The organism is Psychrobacter sp. TB20-MNA-CIBAN-0197, from assembly GCF_040309765.1.
GTDB lineage: Bacteria > Pseudomonadota > Gammaproteobacteria > Pseudomonadales > Moraxellaceae > Psychrobacter > Psychrobacter submarinus.
Genome location: NZ_JBEOPC010000760.1, coordinates 1 through 264, shown reverse-complemented (window position 1 = coordinate 264; position 264 = coordinate 1). Strand labels below are relative to the sequence as shown.

1 protein-coding gene is annotated in these 264 nt (G+C 43.6%); it reads left to right on the top strand.

Features of this window, described 5'->3' with window-relative positions; all coding sequences use genetic code 11:
* The coding region (locus AAEY83_RS15865) for a cbb3-type cytochrome c oxidase subunit I (protein ID WP_351060497.1) at positions 1-264 on the top strand (264 nt) is incomplete at both ends.

Here is a 264-nt window from a genome sequence, read left to right as displayed (position 1 = left end):
GGCTTGACCTCGACTAAGGAATACGCTGAGCTTGAGTGGCCAATCGATATTTTGATTGCTCTGGTATGGATATCTTATGCCATTGTTTTCTTCGGGACACTCATCAAACGCAAAACCTCACATATTTATGTGGCCAACTGGTTCTTTGCCGCTTTTATTATTACGATTGCATTACTACATATCGTAAACAGCATGGCGATTCCGGTTAGCGCGTTCAAATCTTATTCGCTATTTGGCGGTGCAACTGATGCGATGGTGCAATGG